11 protein-coding genes and 1 pseudogene are annotated in these 19,194 nt (G+C 62.5%); 8 read left to right on the top strand and 4 right to left on the bottom strand.

The features are described from left to right. The 7 genes and pseudogenes from XcuCFBP2542_RS15685 to XcuCFBP2542_RS15715 form a co-directional block, all read left to right on the top strand. A partial coding sequence (locus XcuCFBP2542_RS15685) for an apurinic/apyrimidinic endonuclease family protein (protein ID WP_484606941.1) occupies positions 1-627 on the top strand: 627 nt, incomplete at its 5' end. 85 nt (positions 628-712) lie between these two features. After that, the gene (locus XcuCFBP2542_RS15690; protein ID WP_170067011.1) at positions 713-2,140 is read left to right on the top strand and encodes a sugar porter family MFS transporter; all 1,428 of its coding nucleotides are present in this window, start codon (positions 713-715) and stop codon (positions 2,138-2,140) included. Positions 2,141-2,572: 432 nt separating this feature from the next. After that, a pseudogene (locus tag XcuCFBP2542_RS15695) lies at positions 2,573-3,193 on the top strand (hypothetical protein); the annotation flags it as partial. A 118-nt stretch (positions 3,194-3,311) separates the two neighbouring features. Next, a complete protein-coding gene (locus tag XcuCFBP2542_RS15700) occupies positions 3,312-3,950 on the top strand; it encodes a DUF1629 domain-containing protein (RefSeq protein ID WP_104604721.1) in 639 nt (212 codons plus the stop codon). A gap of 36 nt (positions 3,951-3,986) precedes the next feature. Further along, complete coding sequence (locus XcuCFBP2542_RS15705) at positions 3,987-7,985, top strand: hypothetical protein (protein WP_104604723.1); 3,999 nt, start codon at positions 3,987-3,989, stop codon at positions 7,983-7,985. Positions 7,986-8,024: 39 nt separating this feature from the next. Beyond that, positions 8,025-8,675, top strand: coding sequence for a hypothetical protein (locus XcuCFBP2542_RS15710; RefSeq protein ID WP_104604725.1), 651 nt, complete (start codon positions 8,025-8,027; stop codon positions 8,673-8,675). Positions 8,676-9,080: 405 nt separating this feature from the next. Further along, positions 9,081-10,631: an MASE1 domain-containing protein gene (locus XcuCFBP2542_RS15715; RefSeq protein WP_104604727.1), complete on the top strand. Its 1,551-nt coding sequence runs from the start codon at positions 9,081-9,083 to the stop codon at positions 10,629-10,631. Between the two features lie 717 nt (positions 10,632-11,348). Here XcuCFBP2542_RS15715 and pgaD read toward each other — a convergent pair. The 4 genes from pgaD to XcuCFBP2542_RS15740 are packed head-to-tail and all read right to left on the bottom strand — an operon-like array spanning position 11,349 to position 16,887. After that, positions 11,349-11,795, bottom strand: coding sequence for a poly-beta-1,6-N-acetyl-D-glucosamine biosynthesis protein PgaD (gene pgaD, locus XcuCFBP2542_RS15725; RefSeq protein WP_104604731.1), 447 nt, complete (start codon positions 11,793-11,795; stop codon positions 11,349-11,351). After that, complete coding sequence (gene pgaC, locus XcuCFBP2542_RS15730) at positions 11,792-13,045, bottom strand: poly-beta-1,6-N-acetyl-D-glucosamine synthase (RefSeq protein WP_104604733.1); 1,254 nt, start codon at positions 13,043-13,045, stop codon at positions 11,792-11,794. Before pgaC ends, pgaD begins: the two co-directional genes overlap by 4 nt. Before the next feature lie 3 nt (positions 13,046-13,048). After that, complete coding sequence (gene pgaB, locus XcuCFBP2542_RS15735; RefSeq protein WP_104604735.1) at positions 13,049-14,947, bottom strand: poly-beta-1,6-N-acetyl-D-glucosamine N-deacetylase PgaB; 1,899 nt, start codon at positions 14,945-14,947, stop codon at positions 13,049-13,051. Continuing rightward, positions 14,929-16,887, bottom strand: a complete 1,959-nt coding sequence (locus XcuCFBP2542_RS15740) for a tetratricopeptide repeat protein (RefSeq protein WP_104604737.1) — start codon at positions 16,885-16,887, stop codon at positions 14,929-14,931. The genes pgaB and XcuCFBP2542_RS15740 overlap by 19 nt, the downstream gene beginning before the upstream one ends. Before the next feature lie 543 nt (positions 16,888-17,430). Between XcuCFBP2542_RS15740 and XcuCFBP2542_RS15745 the strand changes: the two genes are divergently transcribed. Then, the gene (locus XcuCFBP2542_RS15745; protein WP_104604739.1) at positions 17,431-19,131 is read left to right on the top strand and encodes a ShlB/FhaC/HecB family hemolysin secretion/activation protein; all 1,701 of its coding nucleotides are present in this window, start codon (positions 17,431-17,433) and stop codon (positions 19,129-19,131) included. Positions 19,132-19,194 lie beyond the last annotated feature (63 nt).

A 19,194-nucleotide genomic window follows, 5' to 3' on the forward strand; every position in this document is an offset into this window, starting at 1 on the left:
CTGATCGAGCCCAAGCCAATGGAGCCGATGAAGCACCAGTACGACTTCGACAGCGCCACGGTCATCGGCTTCCTGCGCCAGCACGGCCTGGACCAGGACTTCAAGCTCAATATCGAAGCCAACCACGCCACGCTGTCCGGCCACAGCTTCGAGCACGATCTGCAGGTTGCCAGCGATGCCGGCCTGATGGGCAGCATCGATGCCAACCGCGGCAACCCGCAGAACGGCTGGGACACCGACCAGTTCCCGACCGACCTGTATGACACTGTCGGCGCGATGCTGGTGGTGCTGCGCCAGGGCGGGCTGGCACCGGGCGGCTTGAATTTCGATGCCAAGGTGCGCCGCGAATCGTCCGACCCGCAGGACCTGTTCCTGGCGCATATCGGTGGCATGGACGCGTTCGCGCGCGGGCTGGAAGTGGCCAATGCACTGCTGACGGCTTCGCCGCTGGAAACCTGGCGCAAAGAGCGCTACGCCAGCTTCGACAGCGGCGCCGGTGCGGCGTTTGCCAACGGCAGCAGCACGCTGGCCGACCTGGCCAAGCACGCTGCCGGCAATGCGCCCACGCAGATCAGCGGCCGCCAGGAAGCCTACGAGAACCTCATCAATCAGTATCTGACGCGTTGATGTCCCGTGGTCGGCGGCGCACTGCGTCGCCGGCCGATGGCGTCCACCCCCGTGGTCGCTCCCTTGCATGTTCCCAGGTGAACCCATGTCCAGTGTTTCCATTGACGGCGCGCCCGATGCCGGCGAGAACACCCGTTTCATCATCCTGATCAGCTGCGTTGCCACGATCGGCGGCTTCCTGTTTGGCTTCGACAGCGGCGTGATCAATGGCACCGTCGATGGCTTGAAACAGACCTTCCAATCCACCGCCGCCGAAACCGGTTTCGAGGTCGCCTCGATGCTGCTGGGCTGCGCCATCGGCGCCTTCTTTGCTGGTCGCCTGGCCGACCGCTGGGGCCGCCGCGCGGTGCTGATTATTTCCGCTGCGCTGTTCCTGCTCTCGGCCATCGGTGCCGGTGCCGCACACAGCTCCGGCTTCTTCATCTTTGCACGCGTGATGGGCGGCTTCGCCGTTGGTGCGGCGAGTGTCATTTCACCGGCCTATATCGCCGAGGTCGCCTCTGCGCGTTACCGCGGCCGGTTGGCCACGATGCAGCAGATCGCCATCATCAGCGGGCTGTTCTGCGCCTTCCTGAGCAACTACCTGCTGGCCAACGCTGCCGGTGCCTCTACCGAACCGTTGTGGGCAGGGCAGGCTGCCTGGCGCTGGATGTTCTGGATGCAGGCCATCCCGTCGCTGTTGTTCCTGGTGCTACTGCTGGTCATCCCCGAGAGCCCGCGCTACCTGGTGGTCAAAGGTCGTCGCGAGCAGGCGCTGGTGGTGCTCAAGCGCCTGTACGGCAACGCCGCCGCGCAGACCAAGCTGGCGGAAATCTCTGCCTCGATGTCGGCCGACCAGCATAAGCCCAAGTTCTCGGACCTCATCAACAAGGCCACCGGCAAGGTGCGCCCCATCGTCTGGATCGGCGTGGGCCTGGCGGTATTCCAGCAGTTGGTCGGCATCAACGTGGTGTTCTACTACGGCGCGGTGCTGTGGCAGGCGGTCGGCTTTTCCGAGCAGGACGCATTGCTCATCAACGTACTTTCCGGCGGACTGAGCATCGGCGCCTGCCTGGTCACGGTGATGCTGGTGGACAAGATCGGCCGCAAGCCGCTGCTGTGGATCGGCTCGGCCGGCATGGCGGTGTCGTTGGCATTGGTCACCTATGCGTTCGCCACCGCCTCGCTGGACCCCAACGGCAAGCTCGCCATGTCCGACGCCATGGGCATGCTGGCGCTGGTGGCGGCCAACGTCTACGTGGTGTTCTTCAATGCTTCCTGGGGCCCGGTGATGTGGGTCATGCTGGGCGAGATGTTCCCCAACCAGATCCGTGGCTCGGGCCTGGCCATTGCCGGCGCCGCGCAGTGGACCTCCAACTTCGCCATCACCGTCAGTTTCCCGATCCTGCTGGGCAGCATTGGACTGGCAGGCGCTTACGGCATCTACACCGTCGCCGCCTTCATCTCGGTGTTCTTCGTGCTCAAGTACGTCTATGAGACCAAGGGCAAGGAGCTGGAGCAGATGGAGGGCTGATTCCAGCTGTTATTTCGATGTCTGGATTGAGAACGCACAAGGCCGCGCATCGCGCGGCCTTGTGCGTTCTTGCAGTTGATATCAACCGCTTTGTAAAAGGTGACTCATAGGGGCCTGCGGCCGCAGCCATCGACAGCTGCGCAAGACGCGGCAGCTCAAATACAAGGCGCTATCACGCATCAAGCGCAACATCGCTACGAGGCGCCAAGCCATTGCGACCGCCTACCTGGAATGCCACGCTGCGCAGCGGGCATCGTCCGGGGTGGAAACTTGCCGCTCCAGCGTAGCGGCCTTTCCCTTGCCATTTTCAATGCCCATCACGATGGTCGTGTCGTTCTTTTAGTGCAAGCCATCCCGAAGGTCGAGCAGACGTTGGGCGAGGAAGCCGCCAGACTTTTGCGGCTTCCTCGCGGCCAGCGCGGTGTCGCCTCCGTGGACGTGCTGCTCGGTAGTGCTTCGGCCGGCACCCTGCTGCGTTCTTGCGGCTTGTGGGCGACGGGTGCAGGTGCGGTGCTGACCGCGCGCCGCTCGGCCGAGTTGCTGGAACAAGGTAATGCCACCGCCGCGCAATCGGAGGTCACTCATGCGCTGGCCCGCAATGTCGGCGGCTGGGCTGGTGGTGCGTCCACCGCTGCAGCGCTGGGCGGCAGCGGTTTCGTGCCCGCCGCCTTGGTGGTGGGCGATGCGCTATTGATGAGCAAGGCCTTCGACAAGGGCGCCGATCTGCTGGACAACCGCGCCATCTATCACCAGACCGACAAGCAGGGCGTGGAGTGGCAGTTCAATGGCCGCAACTGGCGGCGCGAAGCAGCGATCGACACCACACAGCACGGTCGTCGCGCGACGGACGATCAGCCGGTGGTATCCAGCTACGAAAAGTCCCAGGAACTCGGCGCCCTGGCTAATGCTAAGGCAGTGGAACTGGCATTGGGCAAGGTACCGCCGCCGCAGGACCCGTTCAACCTCCCTGCGCGACCAAGTGACCAAGTGGGCCTGGATAACCAACACTGGCAGCGCAATTCCGCGCGTCAGACCTGGGAACGCCAGGTGAGAATGTGCAAAACAGCGAGCAAAGCACCGCCGTTGCACCGTCTGCGCGAAAATGTCACAGCGGCGCTAGACTGTGGCGCAACGATCCTGACGACATAAATCAATGAGCGGGACACAACGCATGGAAACGACGACGGCCAATCAGCCTAAAGCTGGGGAGTTCTTTATCCTTGAAGCGGGTACGATCAACGGACCGGTGAACGGGGTTGTCTTTGAGAATGTCAACCGCTTGCTGTCTCCTCCACGCTTGATCTTGAAGCCGGTAGGTGGCGGTTTCCCTCCGCTGCGCGAAACGCCGCGTCTGGTCTACCAGCCCAGCAAAGGCCCGCCGCCCAAGGACTTGGAGCCTGGCTTCAGTGGCTACTGGCTAGTATCCGAGCGGCTTTACCAAGTCATGGTCTCAGTCGACCCTAACGCCTTCGCTTTCGCCGAGGTGGACTACCGTTTGGCTGATGGCTCGCAAGGACCACGCCACTTGCTCTGCGACGTAATCCAGGAGATTGACGCACTGGATGAAGACGCATCCACACTTTTCATCGATACAACCGAAGACTTCGTCAACGGTAAGTTCTACGATCTCACCGGTGGTGCCAGCGTCACCTTCAACCGCGAGCGGTTGGGGCTTGCGCATGTTTTCAAGACGCCTTATGCAATCGAAGTGTTCTGCGACCGGGTCTTCAAGGACGCAGTCGCTTTGGTGGGCATCAGGACCGATACAGACGACGACGGCCTTTGGTTCATCGACGCGGCGGACGCCTAATGGCTTAGGAAACGTTGCGCAAACGGAGTCTGATCCATGCCTCGCAGCAGACCTATCTTTCAAGATCATCACGCCATCGAGCAACAGACGCTTGAGAGAAGCCAGTTGCTTAGATCGCTTTCTGATTCAGGATATTTCGATATTCATGCTCCCGAGAACCGGATCTTTCTACCAGCCAATCGAACGTTTGCGCAGATCTTAGGTGTCACGCCTCATAGCGGCGGCCCTATCGCTGACTATCAAGTCGGGTTGCAAAGGCGGTTGAGGCGTTTGGAGCTATCTCCTGACGGAGTTGCTGCGATAGCTGGCGACGCTGATGCTCTGGCTCGCGTCAGCGGGCGCATAGAGACCCTCCGCGATACGGTACGCATCGGCCTTATCAACGGAGACTTGTACACCAATTCGCCGTTTGGCCTTCGGCCCGACGATATCCGTCCTGGTGTTCAGAGCTTCTTCCGTAATGAAGCGACGTATCGCCAGATCCATGCGGCGCAACTGCGGGGCCTGAAGGGCTACGCGGCCGTGGACAACGGCTGGGCGGCAGTGACGCATACCGAAGGGCGTGTGGTCAGCACGCTCCAGTATATTCAGAACGCCCCCAATCCTTTGACGCGTGGCGGTGTGGATGAGCTTCAGCGAAATGGTCTGGCCCAAGCCATTTCCAACGCCCACAGCAACGGCCGTTTGACCGTATCACCGAACGGTATCGCCGTAGTCGAGAACACCCTGGGCGAGGAGGCTGCCAGACAGCTAAAAGTTCCCCTGGGTCAACGCGGTGCTGTGTCCCTGCAACTACTGCTGGGCGAAGCCTCCGCCAGCACCCTGGTGCGCTCGGGTGGTTTGCTGGCGACGGGCGCAGATGCGGTGCTGACCGCGCGCCGCTCGGCCGAGTTGCTGGAACAAGGTAATGCCACCGCCGCGCAATCGGAGGTCACTCATGCGCTGGCCCGCAATGTCGGCGGCTGGGCTGGTGGTGCGTCCACCGCTGCAGCGCTGGGCGGCAGCGGTTTCGTGCCCGCCGCCTTGGTGGTGGGCGATGCGCTATTGATGAGCAAGGCCTTCGACAAGGGCGCCGATCTGCTGGACAACCGCGCCATCTATCACCAGACCGACAAGCAGGGCGTGGAGTGGCAGTTCAATGGCCGCAACTGGGAGCGCGAAGCGTCTATCGATACCGCACAGCACGGTCGTCGCGCGACGGACGATCACCCGGTGGTATCCAGCTACGAAAAGTCCCAGGAACTCGGCGCCCTGGCTAATGCCAAGGCAGTGGAACTGGCATTGGGCAAGACATCGCCGCCACAGGACCCGTTCAACCTCCCTGCGCGACCAGATGACCAAGTGGGCCTGGATAACCAACACTGGCAGCGCAATTCCGCGCGTCAGACCTGGGAGCGCCAGGTCAGGACAGCGGCCTCCGGCACCGATGAGTTGTGCAGTTATGCGGTTCAACTGGCTTCACCGGAGCGTGCGCAGCAGCTCAATCAGGAAGCCCTGGGGCGCATCGAACACAATATCGCCACCGGCCGCGAGGCGATCGCTGCTGTCTATCTGGAACACCACGCCGCGCAGCGCGCACAGGCCTACGGGGTCGAAGTGCCGGCGGCAGTCCGGGCGGTCCAGGCCAAGCCCGGCGTGGTGCTGGGGTCGGATGCCCAGCTTTACCAGCGCACCGAGACGGGACAGTGGGCCGGAAAATACGGCGTGGCCAGCGGCAATCTGGCGGTGGAGCTGGAACTGACCAATCAGTTGCGGCAATCCTCGCTGGAGCGTGCCCAGCAAGCCTTGGCGGCGATCCAGGCGCTTCCCGCGCCCACAGCGGCCCAGCGGGACCACAACGAGTTGCTGCACCGCTACCGGGCTGCAGGCGTCGATTTGAACGTCAACCCGCAGACTCAGCAGGCCGTGGAGCTTGCGACACAGCGCACCAGGCAGGCGCACGGCATCACCGGTCCGACCATGCAGCAGCTGCAGCGCAATGCGGCCGGGCACTACGGCTATGACAGCCCCATCGCCCACCTGCAACAGGGGTCCGATGGCATTACGCGCGTAGTGGCCATCACCGGCAGCGACGAGATTCGGCAGGCACTGCACGAGGTGCAGGGCCATCGGCAGGAGCCGGCAAGCCTTGGGCATGCGCAGGAGCGCAGCGCAGACACGGACACAGATATAGATACCTCGACCTCCGAGTCTTCGACTCCACAGCGGGTGCTCGATATCCAGGCGCGCATGCAGGCCGCCAGCGCGGCGCAGGAGCGCCAGGAAGACGCCGAGCAGGCTCGCAGGGCGCAGCAGCAACACGCCGCAAAGGTACGTGAGCGCCTTGGGCAGGTACCAACGGCGTCTCAGGACCCAGATCGTGACGAGCAGGCGCTCCAGGCACACGCGGTGTTGGACGCTCAGCGCGACGCGGAGCAGCAGCGTGAACAGGAACAGCGCCAGGTACAGGAGCGCCAGGCACAGACCAGCCAGCAACGTGAGCATCAGGAGCGCGAGGAAACACGCCTCCAGCAACAGCGGGCCCAGGATGATGCGCAGCATGGGCAGCAGGAACGCCAAGCTCAAGAAGCCCGCCAAGATGAAGTCCAACAGGTCGAGGTCGAGAATCGTCAGGCCCACCAGGCCCATTACCAACAGCAACAAACCCAGGGGCTTCAACAGCAGCAGGACCGGCTGCAGGAGTCCTCGCAACAACCGGCCGCTCAGCCGCGCCCGCAAGATGTGCCGCTTGCGCAACGAGGGACGACTTCGCAGGTGCAGCAGGAGGAGCGCCCACAACCGCAGGCGCGCAACCCGCATGCACGCGAACACCTTGCCCCCGACGCACAGCAACGATTGCATCAAGAACCGGTTCTCGGTGACCCGCAGTGGCGCCAGAGCGCCGAGCGCGCATCCGGGTCACACGTCGTGGAGAGCGGCGACTGCGCACGCCTGCAAGTGGCACCCCCCGAGCATCTGGAGTCGCGCAACGAGAGTTCGCAACGTGCCGAGTCCAACGCAGTGCTACCAGCGCTATACCCCAACGTGCAAATGCGGCCGGCGGAGATAGAGCAAGCATCGGTGTGGCAACAGGAGGCGACCGATCGGCAGGAATGGCTTGCCGTCATGCCCCAAGCACTGCCTGCGACAACAGAATCGTTGATGGCCTCGCCGCACGCGGTCTTTGCCATTGCTTCCCGGGACGCTGAGGCAGAGCAGCCCAGTCCTTCGGACGCTTTTCCTGTCGAACATCGCGAGCCGGTCCCGCCCGCAGCAGGCCTGGCGCAAGCACACCAACAATCGCTCGAAACCAGTGCCGAGCGTCGCCTGGCTGAAGGGCTGACAGCAGCGCCAGCGTCGCGGGCCCAAGCGACGCCGCCACAGGATCGTGGTGCCGCCGACCCAGGCAGTGCACTGTTCCTGGAGGAGAGCATGCGCTCGCTGCGCCAGCTGCAACAGGAGATCGCGCTGGCGGATCGAGAAGACGAACGTTTCCACCAGCAATGGCAGCAGCACCGCGCGCGCGGAGAATCGTATCCCTTCGGTCACGACCGCGCCTGGGACCAGGGCAACAGCCGCGTGGAGGCATTCCAAGCAACGGCGCAAATCCCTGGCGTGCCCAGCGAATCCATGGCGCAAGCCGGCGCTTGGGTGCCAGGCGCCAGTGCGTCGCAGACAGGCGATGTGTCCAGCCATTCACCGCAGTCCGCGCGCAACTCCATCACCGATGACCCGGACGTGGACGAGGTGATCCACGCGCTCGACAGCAAGAACGAGCTGGCGATCCAGCAGGCAATGCATCGGGTGGCCAATAGCGCAGCGACGCAGGCGTTGTTGAAGAAGGGCGATGATTTCCTGGAGGCGCAGGCCCAGCAGGAGGCGCAGGAGCAGGTTGCCACGCGCCAGGCGCTGGGAATGGATGTGTCGGCGCAAATCAACACCAGCCGTGGGCCGGTGATGGTGCTGACGCTGCCCGAGTTCGCCAAGGGGCCGATGCAGGGCGGCCCGCAGATGGGGGATGGTGGCGGAGACGGCGGCGGCGGAGCGGGTGGTTAGTCACAATCGCTTTATGACAAGACGACTGTAGGAGACTGTATGGACAGGCAAGATACTGCTGCGATGGCAGACATGATGATGGCGTTGAATACATCGAACGCCTCGCTACAAGAGACCGCCAAGGTCATGACGATGCTGATGTCATCCATGCAGCAGCGCGAACGCCGCATGCGCGATCTGGTCGCCGAACAGCTGCAAGCGATACAGAACACCGCCAGCAGCGCCGATGCCAAGATCAACCGGGTGCTGGAGAGTGCGCTGCCACGGCTGACCCAGCTGACCAATCAGGCATTGGCGCAGGCGCTGGAACCGGCGGCCGAACGCTTCAACAACCAGCTGGCCAATGCAGGCCAGACGTTGCAGCAGGCCACCCAGCGCTACAATCAGGCGCAACAGTCTTTCGAAACGCGGGGCGCGCGGCGGGCGCGAATCGCCTCGCTGGCGATGCTTGCGGCAGGTGTTCTCGGCCTGGGCGCGGTGGTGTACTCGATTGAGGACATCAATGAAAAACGGACCGAACTCGCACAGCTTCGAAGTACGATCGACTACTGGGAGCAGGTCTCGCATGCGGACCTGGTGCCCTGCGGGGAAGGGCGACTGTGTGCCACCTTCGAGAAGAATGGTCGTCGTTATGGCAAGCAGGGGCAATACCGCGCGATAAAGATGCGGCCATCATCCGCCGGGCAATGAGGGGGCGGGGCGGCATCCAGTCTGACGCTTGTCATTGGTGTGGTCGCTGCGGGCGCGGCCAACCCGCCGGCAGACACGCAGGGTTTGCCTGCGCGTCAATACTGGACCTCTCGCGGCGTCGGAGCGTCGATCAGGGCGAATGTGCCGTAGCGATGATGAGCCAATCCGTCATTGGCCACGTTGATCGGTTGAGCTGCGGTTGATCGACCGCTGCGGCTGCCGGCGACCTACACCGTGCGTTGGTAGAGATGACGGCCGATGCACCACCAGGGTGCAATGCGCTGCGTGGGCGAAGGCGGTGCGCCAAACCAACCAACCGATCTTTGCAATGTGTGCGCCACCGCTATACTCCAAAATCCAGTTCAATCCAGACTAGAGCAAATCGTGGAACCAGGGAGTGGTGGCATGGGGGTGGCTAGAGAAGTCCTGAGAGGCATGCTAATTAGCATGTGTTACGGACTTACGTTTGTGATGCTATGGTTTTGTTCGATCGATCAGTGGTATTTACCAGTCGGTTTGCGCGTAGTCACCTTGTTGTTTCGACCCTATCGTGAGTGGCCATTTTTACTGGTAGGTGATGCTGCTGCAATGCTTTGGCTCCGTGTGCCTTTGGCGCAACTTCAGGGCTACGATTTGATTTGGGCCTATATCAGCCCATTTTTGCATGCTCCGATGATTGCATATTTCACTTGGGTTGCCCGGCGTTATTCTCGGGGCCTGGTTCTTCAGAGTCGCTTCTTAATTCAATTTGCCATTGCTATTGCGCTATGTAATTCATTGTGCAGTATTGCACTAAATACGATCTTGAATGGGCCTGAAACACCGAATTTTTTGGGAATTTTATCCCGCTATTGGCTTGGTAGTTATCTTGGTATATTGATGTTCCTTCTCCCTGTGATTCTCTGGTCGCTGAGCCGAGTACAGCCAGTTGGGACTGATTTTCCGCGTGATCTCACTGCCTCTGTGGTTACCATTTCCTTGGTGTTTTACTCGCTTAATTATGCGCACGCCGCGCTGTTTCGCAATGTCCTGATGATCGCGTTAATAGTGCCTGCAATTTTTCTGACTCGACGTCATGGTTTGATAGGGACCGCGTTGGGTGCGCTGTTGGCTAATGTGGCAGTTGCCATAAGCATATCGCACGTCCATCAAATTGGCTTTTACGATCAAAACCTTTTTATTGTGCAGCTTGTCCATGCCATAGTGGGGGCTGGCCTCTTTATATTTGGTGCTCGCTTGACTGTTCCAATGAAACGTGTAGACGTCATTAGTCGTATTAAGAAGGAAGCGCAGGAGGCAGTAAAAGATAATTGCATGGCGGCGGAGCGTATCTTGCGCAGCAAGGTTGTGGAATATTCCGATATTAATGTGCAGATCAATCGGATGCGCAAAGATATAGTTGCAGACCTCCGTGCGCGTGGACATCACGCAGCTGCAATGGAAATAACGCGAGTCGCGGTGATTGAGCTTCAACTTCTTCAGGAGTATATTGCAAGTCTGTACCCATTGGAGATAGAGACGCACGGGTTATATCGGGCGTTACGCTCGCCAGCGCTTGCATGTTTAAAGTCCACGCAGTTTGAATATTATTTGCGAGGGGACTGTCGCCATCTTTCACTTGGTCTTCAATTGGCCGCATATCGTTGCGCACTCAGTGCGATCGAGCTTTTGCCGCAGGCAAATAAACATTTTATTCAAGCTCGTGTATGGCGGGGCCGAGGTGGGCAAGGCATTGCGATACGTGTGCTCGCGGATACAGCCTTGGTGGACTCCATGCGACGCGACTCGCCCGAGGTGGAGGCTGAATTCACTGCTAGGCTGAAATCGTATGGCGGCACGTTCCGTCGCCGCCATGCTTTAGTGCTTACTTTCCTTGTTGCAGAGGCAATGGTCGCTAATGTGAAGGAGAGACACGCCAATGTTCCCCGGTGGATTGCGACTCGACGTACACAGTGAAATTTGCAGTCCGGTAGACCATACGGGATATGTCATTTGTTGGGTTATTCTCCATGGCATTGATGCTGTCGGTGCCAATCGAATTGAATGCGGGTATCGACACGCGGTCTACATCCTTGCCCATTGGTACCACCCAAAGCGCGTTGTCCACACGCGCTACCACCGCTCTCAATGTCCCTGAAGCATCATTTATCTGGACATAGGTCACGCCATCACGTTGAAATTCGTAAATCGACCACGCATTATCCAGTGCTAAGTTCATCGCGTTCGGATGGTTGTCGCCGAGTCCTGTCGCTCTCACTCCCGAACCACCGCTGGGGCAGCATCTCTGGGCCGATGCTTCCCCTAAAATCAAGAAACTGACCAATACGCAAATGGCTTTGAGTGCATTCGATCGATTATCCATGATTATTGTTGCCCCCTGATCGGGGTGATCTAGCCTGCAATTCAGGCTTGTCTACGGTACGCCGATGCTTAGGGTCCGTGTTGGTGTTGATCGCATGAGTGTCAGGTCAACGAACTGCTGTTTTGCTGTGCTTTCACGCCTAATTCTGCAGATTCTTTAGCCCTCGAAGTTAAAGGTCTTAGGCGAATTCATGTGCTCGATTTTTGGGGCTACCTTGTCATTGGTTTAGCCATCCCCTACGTCAGAACAGTTATCCACCACACAGGATTCTCATTCTGGTGCCACCGATGCCGACGTAGCGGGGGCGCGCCTCACCGATGCCGCAGCACCCGCACCGCCACCGGCCTTGCGAACTTGTCCATCGATACCGTGGAGATGCGGCTGTGGCGCAGTAGGGCGCCAAGCTGTTCGGTGGCGCCCAGGCGTTGATCTACTTCCGGCTCGGGTACGGTGCGGGGGCGCTTGCGCTTGTCGGCGTTGGCAAAGCGCAGGCGGTTGTATTCGGCCCAGCCGACGGTGGTGATGGCGCTCATCAGGGCGATCACCGGTAATGCGCCGAGTGCGAAGGGGTCCAGGGCATTGTGCTGCAGATACAGCTCTGTGTAGGCGCTGCGCAAGCCCAGGAACCAGGCGATCAGCGTGGCCAGCGGTGCCCACAGGTAGAAATAGACCATCCAGGCGCCGGCGGTGGCGGCGCCGTAGGCGAGGCGGCGCGAGCGGCCCAGGCGTTGCGGCAGGTTGATGACGGGCGGTGTCATTGGATTCCTCGGTCGGGGCTTTTCCAGCGGGCGCGCGTGTTGCGTCGGGCAATGAGCGCGCGGGGGAAGGCGATGACGGCGGTGAACATGCCGATCATCCAGAAGGCGACCGGGTACCAGATCACCCAGAAGAACTGGCGTGCCAGGCCTTTTTCGTAGCGGCGCTCGATCAGCAGGCTGGTGCCGAACTGCAGCAGGCAGACCACCGCCAGCACCAGACCGTGCCAGCGCGGCAGGATGGTGTCCACGTACAGGGCTGGCGGCAAAGAAATGAACTTGCCCAGTGCCCACAGCACGATGATGAGCAGCATCACATAGGCCCAGATCAGGCTGAGTGCGTACTCCAGCAGCACGCCCCACATACGGCGGCTGCGCCAGGCCAGTGCGCGCCGGCCATGGCTCAGCAGTACTTCCACGCCGCCGCGTGCCCAGCGCAGGCGCTGCATCCACAGGCCGCGAAAGGTCTCCGGCATCAGGATCCAGCACAAAGCGTTGGGTTCGTAACGGATGTCCCAGCCGTCGAGCTGCAGCCGCCAGGAAATGTCGATGTCTTCGGTGACCATGTTGTCGGACCAGAAGCCAACGTCGTGCAAGGCCGAGCGACGGAATGCGCAGATCACGCCGGAGACAGTGAACAACCGGCCATACACGCGTTGCGCGCGTTTGATCAGCCCGACGATGGCGGAAAATTCGCCCACCTGCATGCGGCCCATCAAGGTGGTGCGGTTGCGTACACGCGCGTTGCCGGTGACTCCGCCCACGCGTGGGCCGGCGATCAGGTGGCCCACCATCCAGCGGGTTGCGTTGGGGTCTAGAATTGCATCGGCATCCACGCACACCAGGTAGTCGGAGCGCGCTGCCAGTGTGCCGATGCGCAAGGCGTTGGCCTTGCCGTGATTTTGCTCAAGATGCACCACGCGCAGGCGTGGATGCTGGTGGGTGAGATCGTCCAGTACTTCGGCGGTGCGGTCGGTGCTGCCATCGTTGATGGCAATGATCTCGTAGTCCGCATAATGCTGTGCGCTCATCGCCGCAATGGTTTCGGCAACGTGCTTGGCCTCGTTGTAGCAGGGCATCAGCAGCGTGACGAACGGTTCGCTGGCCATCGGCGGCGGCTTGGACGGTCCGGGCGTGCCGCGCTCGCGCCGCAGGTAGTAATAGATGCCGCCGATCATCCAGAAGAACGCCATGATGATCGGGTAGAAGAACGCAAAGTTGAACAGGGCGGCCAGTAAGAGGCTGGTCGTCATCGGTCATCGCTCGAGATAGGGGAATTGGCGAGCCGACATGGCCTCGCGCGCTTCGGGCAGGGACGGATGGCCGCCAATGAAATCGTCGGGGTAATACGCCAGGTGGCGCACGCCCGCGGCCAGCAGCAACTGGCTGTGTGCGAGCAACACCCCGTCGGCCAGTGGCTTGCCGGTCCGCCAATCGACGGTCTGCAGTTCAAAGATGGTCTTGTCGAAGCCCTGCGGCTTTTCGCCGACGCGCCTGGCCAACTGGCTCAACCACTGCTGCGGGTCGCCGGCCTTTTCCATGTACGGCATCGCCATCAATGCGGTGTAGTCGTACGCAGCAGTGAACGCCTCCAGCCGCTGTGCGAACCAGGCTTCGCTGTGCGGTTCCAGCACCGGTTGCGCGAACAGGTTGCGCACGGTCACCAGCTTGGGGCGCCAGCGTTCGGCGGCGGTCTTCAACTGTTGAGTGAAGCCGATCAGCGCCTGGGTGCGCCGGGCCGGATCGCCATTGCCATAGGCGGGCACTTCATCGTCGCGCAGGTAGGCATCGTCGTGGAAGAGCAGCCCTTCGAAGTAGGCATTGGCGGCAAGGTCTTCATAGACATCAGCAACGAATGCGCGCGTGCGCGGGTTGCCCGGATCCAGCCGTGGCACGTCCTTGGGATCGTTGCCGCGGATCTGCAACGCCGCCTGTTGCTGCGCATCGGGCAGGTGGAAGCCGAGCACCGGCAACCACGCAAACACGCGCACGCCGGCACGGGTACGTAGCTGCCAGGCCACGCGCCCGAACAGGTCCGCGCGCATCGGCAGATGCCGGTTGGGAAAATACAGCGCATCGGCTGCGCCATCGCCATCGGGATCGGCAAAGGCCTGCAGGAACACATGGCTGGGGCCGATGTCCTTGATGCGCTGGACCAGCGTATCGAGGTTGCGCGCCAGCTGTGCGGGGTCTGGGTCGTAGACGTAATCCAGGTCCACCTGGATGGCGCGCAGTCCATCGCGCGTCAGATCGCGGCGCAGTTCGCCGGCCAGATCGCGTACGTCGGGGTTGTTGAACAGCAGCAGGCGCCCCAGGCTGGCCAGCGATTGCCCGTCCACGCGGTCGCGCCCCTGCTGGCCGATATCGGCTTCGTGCGAGCGGCCTTCCAGGTCGAAACTGAGCGTCATGCCCAGCTGCGCGGCAATGGCATTGCTGGCGCGGTTGTAGGCAGCGTAGGGCCACACCATCGCGCGCGGTGGTTTACCCAGATGCGCCACGATTGCATCGCGGCTATGACGCAGATCGGTTTCGATGCGCTGGCGATAGTCGGCTTCGTTTTCGTAGCCGCTGCTCGCATCCCACAACCGGGTGACCGCAGCAGGGGTCTGATTACCGAACGGATTGCCGGCAATGCCCTTGTGCAGGTCGTCGCTATGCGAGCCGATTTCCACCAGGCCGCTGTCCTGCATCTCGCGCAGTTGTGCCCAGGTGACGAAGTCGTCGCGAGTAAAATCGCGCGGGCCATAGGGCACGACCCTGCCTGCAGGCAGTTCGACCCAACTGGTCACCGGCGCAACCAGCGCGGGGTAGCCATAGGCCTGCAGCAACGGAAATACCCGCGTATAGACGCTGCGCAGGCCATCGTCGAAGGTGAGCAGCACCGGTCGCGAGGGCAGGGGGCGCCGGCCGGCGCGTGCATCCAGCACCTGCTGCACGCTTACCGGGTGGTACGCATGCGAGCGCAGCCAGTCCAGATGCGCAGCGAAGTTGCTGGTGGACACTGCGTAACGATCCGGGTCGCCCTTGGCCGCGACGTCGTCGCGGATATCGTGGTAGCTAAGCACCAGCAGGCCCGCCTGTGCCGACGATGCAAACGTCGTCAGCAGCAGCGCGAGCAGCAATAGCGGCAGGCGGATCACGGCGTACCTCCCCATCGGAAATCCAGGTCCAGTCCAAGTTGTTGTTCGCGCCGGCCGTCATACACCGGGTGCGCCCAGCTCACGCCATAGGTCAAGGCGCTGCCATCGCCGAGCGACCACAGATGCCGGTAGGCAACCGCAGGCACCCATTGGCTGCCGAAGCCAGACTGGTACGTCGGGCCGGCGGTGACTTCCAATCGCTGCCGAAACGCGTGGTCGTAACGGCGCCAGCCGATCTGCTCGATACGCACACCCGCGGCCACGCCTGCGCTGCGGCGCGGATTGAAATAGTCGACAACGCGGTCGTCTTGCGCACGCCCGGCGGATGCGGCGAACAGCCCATCGACCAGCACATGTGGGCGGGCCCACAGGCGCTGGCTGCCGGAGAGATCGAGTTGATCGCGACGGTTGCCATCGCTGTAGCGCAACTGGCGCACCTGCAGTTCCCAGCGGCTTTCGTCGCTGGGCGTCCAACGCGCGGTGGCGCCGACGCTGTCGGCGGTGATGCCCAGGCGGCGCGCTTGCAGTGATGCGTCCGGGTCGCGGGTGCGCCAGGCGATGCTGCCGTACCACGCATCGGAGAAGCGCCAGCCGGCATCCAGCGCCCAAGCGGTACCGTCGCGGTCGAAGTCATCGAGGGCGCGGCCGGCATACGCGCTGACATCCAGGCGATCGTAGCGGTAATGCGTGCCCAGCCAGAAGCTGCGGTAGCGCACGCGCGTGTCCTGAAAGTCGGCCCAGTCGTCGCGGGCACGCAGGCCTACACGCCAGCGCTCGCTGAGTAATGGCGACTCTGCCTCCAGCAAGGTACCGCCGAAATGATTGCCGAGCGGTGAGATCGATGTAGCGCGGTTGTCGTTCTCGCTGCGGCCCCAGGCCTGGCTCAGATGCACCTGCCAGCCACGCTGGCGCTCCAGCGATGTGCCCAGGCGTTGCAGGCCCACGTCATCGGGATACTCGTTGCGCAGGGCCTTGAACTGCGCTGCGGCCAGATCCGGGCGGTCCAGATCGCGCTGTGTTTCGACCACGCCGCTACGCGCCTGTTTCTGGTGCGGGTCCAGCGTCAGTGCAACCCGATTGCGCTGCAGGGCCTGGGTGGTGTGCCCACGCCGCGCCTGGATCGAGGCCAACGCCGCCTGCAATTCGGCATTGTCCGGGCCGATGGCTGCACGTTCGCGCAGCAGGCGTTCGGCATTGCGGTTGTCGTTGGCCGCAGAACGCGCGGTGGCCAGTGCAATGTCGGCGCTGAAGCGGTCCCAGTTTTCGTAGCCACTGGTGGCGCCCGCCCGCCGCGGCCAGGGTGCCTGCGTGGCAGCCAGCCGTTCGAACAGCGGCAGCGCTGCATCGAAGCGCTCCTGTTCAAGCAAGGCGTAACCAAGCAGGACCTGCGTGTTGAAATCGTCCGGGCTGTGCTGCAGCGCCTGCCGCAGCACGATTTCCGCCTCGGCGGGACGGCGCAGGCCCATCAGCGAATCGCCCACCGTCGCAAGCACATACGTGGGTACGTCGATGCCCTGCGCGCGCAGCGCCTGATACCCGGCCACCACATCGCGGTGGCGCTGGCGCTGATTGAGTGCGATCAGGCGATCGACGCACAACCGCGTCGCTTCGCTGGCGACCTGCGGTGGTGCGCTGCGTTCGATACGCGCCACATTGGCCAATGCCTGATCGGTCTCCGCGTAGCGGTGCGCCGCATCGATCGGTTCGGCTCCGGCCCATCCGATCATGCGTGCGACACGATCATTTTCCAGGCGGTCGCGCTCCTGCTGCGAAAACCAGTCGGGGTGATGCCATACCGCTTCGGCAGCCAGCTGCGCGCTTCCCAGGTCGCTAAGCGTAAGTGCACGCATCGTGTAGGCACCCTTGTCGCTCGAGTCGGCACGCAGCACGCGTTCATAGATGGCCAGCGCGTCCGCATAGCGCTGCTGGCCGCGAAATTGCTCGGCCTGCTGCATGGGCGTGAGGGCGATGGAGGCGTCAGCCACATCCGCAGGCCGCACTTCACCGCTGTGTGCCTGAGGCGCACATGCAGCAAACAACGCGAGGCCGAGCAGGGGAGTGAGTGCGCCTGTAAGGTCAGGGCGACCGCGCTGCACGTGGTGCGAGCGAAGGGGAGGAAGAAGGCACCAGCGATCCTTGGCTATAAAGATCGGCGATACTGCGTATGCCCTTGTAAAAATAACGTCATCACAGTGTTGCTGCGATGTTCATCGGTTGATTCCGCTTGCGGACACGGTAAGGCATGGGGCAAGGGGCGACGTGTGGAAGCACGCGACGAGACGTGCACAATTTTTATGTGAAATCCATCACATAAGCTCGATTGTCAGATTTTTCTTACAGGGTAGGCCCTACACGCAACGTTGACGCCTCGTTAACGCTGCAGCAAAGTACCGCCGCACTCGCCGTGTCCCTGATTCGTGCCGCTGTCTTGGCGGCCAGGCGTGGCGGTGCGAGCAATCGCGTGCAGATGCACGACGGTTGCACAGGGGGCAGGACAGATGTGGATGCGATCGGCGCCATGGGTGCTGGCAGCTTGCCTGTGGGCGGTCGCCAGGCCGGCGGCTGCTCAACAAACGGCGCCGACCAGCCTGGACCGGCAGGAACAGTTGCGTCAGGCCGAAGAGATCCAGCGCCGTCAGGAGCAGGAGCGCCAGGCGCCGTTCGCCGGCCCGCGCGAGGACGCCGGGCGCGTGGATGCCCGCAGCACCGTCTTGCCGGCGGAAGCTCTGTGCTTTCCCATCACGCGCGTGCGTCTGTCTGGTGCAGGCGAACACGGAGCTGATTTTGCGTGGTTGTGGACCTCGCTGCGCCGGTACCAGGGCCGTTGCATCGGACGTGCCGGCATCGACCTCATCCGCCGTCGCGCCTTGGACCAGCTGGTGGCACGCGGCCTGGTCACCACCCGCATCGGTGTGCCCGAGCAGGATCTGTCGCGTGGCGAACTGCGCTTCGAATTGATGCCCGGGCGGTTGCGGTCGGTCCGTGTCGTCGTCGATACCGATGGCGCCCACTGGAAGACGGCGCTGCCCTTGCGCGCCGGAGATCTGCTGGATCTGCGCGCGATCGAGCAGGCGGTAGAGCAGTTCAAGCGCCTGCCGTCGCAGGACGCCAAGATCGATATCGCGCCCGGGGATGCGCCAGGCGAATCGGATCTGGTCATCACCCTGCAGCATGGGCGGCGTTGGCGTGGTGTCATCAACGCCGAGGACTCGGGCGTGGAGGCGACTGGCCGCGTGCAGGGCGGCTTGGATCTTTCACTGGATAACCTGCTGGGCATCAACGACCTGCTCAGCGTCGGCTACAGCCACGACCTGGCCACCCGCGACGACGAGCGCGGCACCCGTGGCAACAGTCTTGGCTATAGCCTGCCATGGGGCTGGTGGACGTTCGCGCTGTCGGCGTCGGCGTATCGTTATCACCAGCGCGTGGACGGGTTTCTGCAGACCTTCCGCTCCAGCGGTGAGTCCAGCAACGTGCAACTGGATCTGCAGCGCGTGCTGCATCGCGATGGCACCAGCAAGACCTCCGCCGGCGTGGTCATCGGCCGGCGGCGTGCGCGCAGCTATCTGGATGGCGTGGAAATCGGCATCCAGCGACGCGATACCAGCAGCGCGGAGTTTTATCTTGCGCATCGGCGCTATCTGGGCGCCTTGCAGCTGGATGCGCGGATCGCGCATCGACGTGGCACGCCCTGGTTCAACAGCCAATGGACCGACTACGACCCGCAGATCGGTTTTCCGACCTTCCGCTATGGCGTGACCACGCTGGACGTGAGCGCGGCGCTGCCATTCAAGCTGGGCCCGGTGCCGATGGCATGGGAAAGCAGCCTGCGGGCACAGACCGCCGGCGAACTGTTGCTTGGCTCTGAATTCGTCACCATCGGTGGCCGCTACAGCGTGCGTGGCTTCGATGGCGAAGCCAACCTGGGCGCCGAGAAGGGCGCGTACTGGCGCAACACACTGAGTTTTCCGATCCAGCGGCTCGGGCTGACGCCCTATCTGGGCCTGGATGCCGGCCGTGTCGATGGAACCAGTGCCAGCGGGCTGCGCGGTCGCAGCCTGGTCGGCGGCGCGGTGGGCCTGCGTGGCGGGTGGTTTGGCGCCAGCGTGGATGCGTTCGCGGGTTGGGCCATTCACCGGCCCGAGGGGTTTGCAAGCGCGCAGCCGGCTTATGGCGCGCGCCTGATCTACCAGTTCTGACCTGTATCGCGCGGCCAACCGGCCGCGCGCTTGCCGATTGATGCCGCCGATAGGCGGCCAGAG

Source organism: Xanthomonas cucurbitae (assembly GCF_002939885.1).
Classification (GTDB): Bacteria; Pseudomonadota; Gammaproteobacteria; order Xanthomonadales; family Xanthomonadaceae; genus Xanthomonas; species Xanthomonas cucurbitae.

Excerpts from the sequence above, each read along its gene's own strand:
- pgaB (WP_104604735.1), bottom strand. The coding sequence starts at position 14,947 with ATGGGGAGGTACGCCGTGATCCGCCTGCCGCTATTGCTGCTCGCGCTG.
- pgaC (WP_104604733.1), bottom strand. The coding sequence starts at position 13,045 with ATGACGACCAGCCTCTTACTGGCCGCCCTGTTCAACTTTGCGTTCTTC.
- XcuCFBP2542_RS15690 (WP_170067011.1), top strand. The coding sequence starts at position 713 with ATGTCCAGTGTTTCCATTGACGGCGCGCCCGATGCCGGCGAGAACACC.
- XcuCFBP2542_RS15745 (WP_104604739.1), top strand. The coding sequence starts at position 17,431 with ATGTGGATGCGATCGGCGCCATGGGTGCTGGCAGCTTGCCTGTGGGCG.
- XcuCFBP2542_RS15705 (WP_104604723.1), top strand. The coding sequence starts at position 3,987 with ATGCCTCGCAGCAGACCTATCTTTCAAGATCATCACGCCATCGAGCAA.
- XcuCFBP2542_RS15715 (WP_104604727.1), top strand. The coding sequence starts at position 9,081 with ATGGGGGTGGCTAGAGAAGTCCTGAGAGGCATGCTAATTAGCATGTGT.
- XcuCFBP2542_RS15700 (WP_104604721.1), top strand. The coding sequence starts at position 3,312 with ATGGAAACGACGACGGCCAATCAGCCTAAAGCTGGGGAGTTCTTTATC.
- XcuCFBP2542_RS15710 (WP_104604725.1), top strand. The coding sequence starts at position 8,025 with ATGGACAGGCAAGATACTGCTGCGATGGCAGACATGATGATGGCGTTG.
- XcuCFBP2542_RS15740 (WP_104604737.1), bottom strand. The coding sequence starts at position 16,887 with ATGCAGCAGGCCGAGCAATTTCGCGGCCAGCAGCGCTATGCGGACGCG.
- pgaD (WP_104604731.1), bottom strand. The coding sequence starts at position 11,795 with ATGACACCGCCCGTCATCAACCTGCCGCAACGCCTGGGCCGCTCGCGC.